This window comes from Parvibaculum sp. (genome assembly GCF_040882025.1).
In the GTDB taxonomy this organism is placed as follows: domain Bacteria; phylum Pseudomonadota; class Alphaproteobacteria; order Parvibaculales; family Parvibaculaceae; genus Parvibaculum.
Map to the genome: position 1 here is coordinate 1 of NZ_JBBECC010000171.1, position 3,756 is coordinate 3,756.

At 65.2% G+C, this 3,756-nt stretch carries 3 protein-coding genes; all 3 read right to left on the reverse strand.

Features of this window, described 5'->3' with window-relative positions; translation table 11 throughout:
* Positions 1-165 precede the first annotated feature (165 nt).
* The gene (locus WEB61_RS12475; protein WP_368064662.1) at positions 166-1,353 is read right to left on the reverse strand and encodes an NAD(P)/FAD-dependent oxidoreductase; all 1,188 of its coding nucleotides are present in this window, start codon (positions 1,351-1,353) and stop codon (positions 166-168) included.
* Between the two features lie 232 nt (positions 1,354-1,585).
* Positions 1,586-2,714, reverse strand: a protein-coding gene (gene prfB / locus WEB61_RS12480; RefSeq protein ID WP_368064663.1) for a peptide chain release factor 2 whose coding sequence is annotated in 2 segments (ribosomal slippage) — positions 1,586-2,644 and positions 2,646-2,714 — 1,128 coding nt in all. Because the reading frame shifts where the segments join, the coding sequence is not laid out codon by codon here.
* Positions 2,715-2,828: 114 nt separating this feature from the next.
* On the reverse strand, positions 2,829-3,359 hold the full coding sequence (locus tag WEB61_RS12485; protein ID WP_368064664.1) for a carboxymuconolactone decarboxylase family protein: 531 nt from the start codon (positions 3,357-3,359) through the stop codon (positions 2,829-2,831).
* Positions 3,360-3,756: the final 397 nt, after the last annotated feature.

The window sequence follows — 3,756 nt, forward strand, 5'->3', positions numbered from 1 at the left end:
GGCTGGTGCCGCGCCTTCTGGGTTGCCGGATCAAGTCCGGCAAAGACGAGTGTGAGGGTGAACGATGCGGATATGCGATGCGTCGCGGCTCCCCCTCACCCTTCCGCGACCTTGCGGTCGCTCCCTCCCTCTCCCCGATGGGGAGAGGGATTCGGTGCTTGCAGCTCAGGCGTGTCGGGCGGCCGCGTATCCCGACGACCAGGCCCATTGGAAGTTGAAGCCGCCGAGGTGGCCGGTGACGTCGACGGCTTCGCCGATGAAATAAAGGCCGGGGACGGCGCGGGCTTCCATGGTTTTCGAGGAGAGGTCTCTTGTGTCGATGCCGCCGGCGGTGACTTCGGCGGTTCGGTAGCCTTCGGTGCCGGCGGGGGTGAGGCGCCAGCGGTTGGTGCTTTCGGCCAGTGCGCGCAGGCGGGCGTCCGAGATGTCGGCAAGGCGGCCGGTCACTTCGGCGCGCGCGCAGCAGCGGTCGGCCAGGCGCTTGGGGATGAAGCGGGCGAGCGCGGTTTCGACTTCCTGCTTTGGATGGGCGGCGCGGGCTTCTTTCAGGGCGGCGAAAACGTCCGTGTGCGGCGCAAGGTCGATGGCGATTTCCTGTCCGGGGCGCCAGTATGACGAGATCTGCAGGATGGCGGGGCCCGAGAGGCCCTTATGCGTGAAGAGCAGCGCCTCGGCGAAGCGCGTCTTGCCGCAGGCGACGGTGGCGTCGACCGCGACGCCGGCAAGGCCGTCGAGTTCGGCTTTCTGCGCGCCGTCGAAGGTGAAGGGGACGAGCGCGGCGCGTGGTGCGACGACGCCCAAGCCGAATTGGCGGGCGACATCATAAGCAAAGCCGGTGGCGCCGATTTTGGGGATCGATAACCCGCCGGTGGCGACGACGAGGTTTTTGCAGGCGAGCGTGCCCTCGCCTGTCGTGACGCGGAAGCCCGCTTCGGTTTTTTCGACGGCGGTGATTTTCGTTTCGAGGCGGATGGCGGCGCCGGCGGCGGCACATTCGGCCCGCAGCATGTCGACGATCTGTTGCGCCGAGCCGTCGCAGAACAATTGACCCAGCGTCTTTTCGTGCCAGGCGATGTTGTGGCGGTCCACCAGCGCGATGAAGTCGTGTTGCGTGTAGCGCTTCAGCGCCGAGATGCAGAAGGAGGGATTTTCGGAGAGGAAGTTGGCGGGCCCCGTGTGCAGATTGGTGAAGTTGCAGCGGCCGCCGCCGGAGATGCGGATTTTTTCACCCGGTGTTTTCGCGTGGTCGAGGACCAGGACCGAGCGGCCTCGCCTGCCCGCAACGCCCGCGCAGAAAAGCCCGGCGCCGCCCGCGCCGAGGATGATGACGTCATGATGTTCGGGGGCGGTCATGGGGGTCCTTGTTTGGGGGTGGAGTGTGTGCATTGCCACAAGCCCCCTCACCCTTCCGCGGGCTTGCGCCCGCTCCCTCCCTCTCCCCGATGGGGAGAGGGACTGAAGTGTCGCTCTCTATCTCTATCTCCCTCTCCCCTTCGGGGAGAGGGAAGGGGCCCGCCGAAGCGGCGGAGCCGCGTAGGTGGGAAGGGTGAGGGGGGATTGTGGCACGGCTCCGCCCTGCCCTGCCCTATTCGATGTCCTCGACTTCCGCCGTCGTGCCCTTGACGCGGGCGGCGAGTGCGGCGGCCATGAAGGGGTCGAGGTCGCCGCCGAGGACGCGGTCGGGGTCCGACGTTTCGACGCCGGTGCGCAGATCCTTCACCATCTGATAGGGCTGCAGCACATAGGAACGGATCTGGTGGCCCCAGCCGATATCGGTCTTGCCGGCGGCTTCGGCCGCGGCGGCGTCTTCGCGTTTCTGCAATTCGGCTTCGTAAAGCCGGGCACGCAGCATGTCCCAGGCGGTGGCGCGGTTCTTGTGCTGCGAGCGTTCGTTCTGGCAGGAGACGACGATGCCGGTGGGAATATGCGTGATGCGCACCGCGCTGTCGGTGGTGTTGATGTGCTGGCCGCCGGCGCCGCTCGCACGATAGGTGTCGATGCGGACATCGGCCTCGCTGACCTCGATGTCGATCCTGTCGTCGACGACCGGATAGACCCAGACGCTCGAAAAACTGGTGTGGCGGCGGGCGGCGCTGTCATAGGGCGAGATGCGGACGAGGCGGTGGACGCCCGATTCGGTTTTCAGCCAGCCGAAGGCGTTGTGGCCCTTGACGAGGATGGTCGCCGATTTGATGCCGGCCTCTTCGCCCTCGTGGCGCTCGATCAGCTCGACCTTGTAGCCCTTGCGCTCGGCCCAGCGCGTGTACATGCGCAAGAGCATCTGCGCCCAGTCCTGGCTCTCGGTGCCGCCGGCGCCGGCATGGACTTCGACATAGGTGTCGTTGGCGTCGGCCTCGCCCGACAGCAGCGTTTCGAGCTCTGCTTCGTCGGTTTGCGTTTTCAGCGCCTTCAGCGCCGCCTCGGCCTCGGTCACGATGCCGGCGTCGCCTTCCGCCTCGCCCATTTCGATCAGTTCGAGATTGTCGGCAAGGCCCGCCTCGAAGCCGCGCAGGCGGGCGATCGCTTCTTCCAGCCGGGTGCGCTCGCGCATCAGGTTTTGCGCGTTTTCCGGGTCGTTCCAGAGGTCGGGGTCTTCGGCTTTGGCCGTCAGTTCGTCATAGCGGCGAAGGGCTGCATCCCAGTCAAAGATGCCTCCTCAGCAGCGCGAGCGACTGCCTGATTTCATCGGCGACGGTTTCGATTTCGGCGCGCATGGAGAGGACTCGTTTCGGGTTCGGCGTGGCTTTGGCGCGGAAAATAGGGGGGATGGGGGGCCATGTAAAGGGTTCGGGACGATGGCCCCGACCGGACGGCAGGTCCAAAGCGGTCTACCGGTTTCCCGCCATGCCGCGAACCGCGGCCCATGCGGGCAATGAAAGCCCATCGTCGAGTTCCACGCAAATCGAATTGAGGGCGATGGCGATCAATGCGTATTGGCCAATGGTGAAGACGATGTCGAGGAGCTCTTGCTCGTTGTAGTGGTGCGCGAGCTCGGCCCAGGCATCATCGCCAATGCCGGCGTTCATGGCCGTGTCATCACATGCGCGGATCAACGCAGCTTCTTTCGGGTTCCAGCCGCATTCGGCACCGTCTTCCAGCGCCGAAATCTCCGTCTCGCCGAGCACCGAAAGACGTTCGGAGATTCGAACGTGCTGCGCCCAGGCGTAGCCGCAGCGCCCGTTGAAGGCCGAGCGCAGGATGAGGATCTGGCGATCGCGCGGCTCCAGAGACGATGCAGGAATGATGTAGGTCGCGAAAGGCAGCCACTTCGAATACAGGGTCGGATTTTTGCCAAAGGTAAGATGCATATTCGGCGGCGGATTGCCCAGCGAGTCCATGAACTCGTAGAGTTTCGCCACTTCGGGCGCGGCGTCTTCGCGACGCAGCGGTTCAATTCTCGGACGCATGGCTTGCCTCCCAGCAACAGGTCGATCTGGCGAAGATACACCGGCGCCGGTCACCGTGGGCGGAAAACGGCCGATGGAGGCTTGCCTGAAGGGTCTGGCGTCGCGGGGGCGAGAGGTTGTGCATATGTGTCCAGCGGCGGTGTGAGAAGAAACGCCCATGGGCCCCGGCTTTCGCCGGGGTGACACTGAATTTCTATTGGCGATGTTGCCTCGAAACGGCCATCCCCGCACCTGACCTTCGGACAACAGATCAGTACAAGCCGCCGGTGCCCGAGCCGATGTCGTCCCCCTTCGCCAAGGCTTCGGGGGACAGGGTCAGTAGAGGCCGCCCGTGCCGGAGCCGATGTCG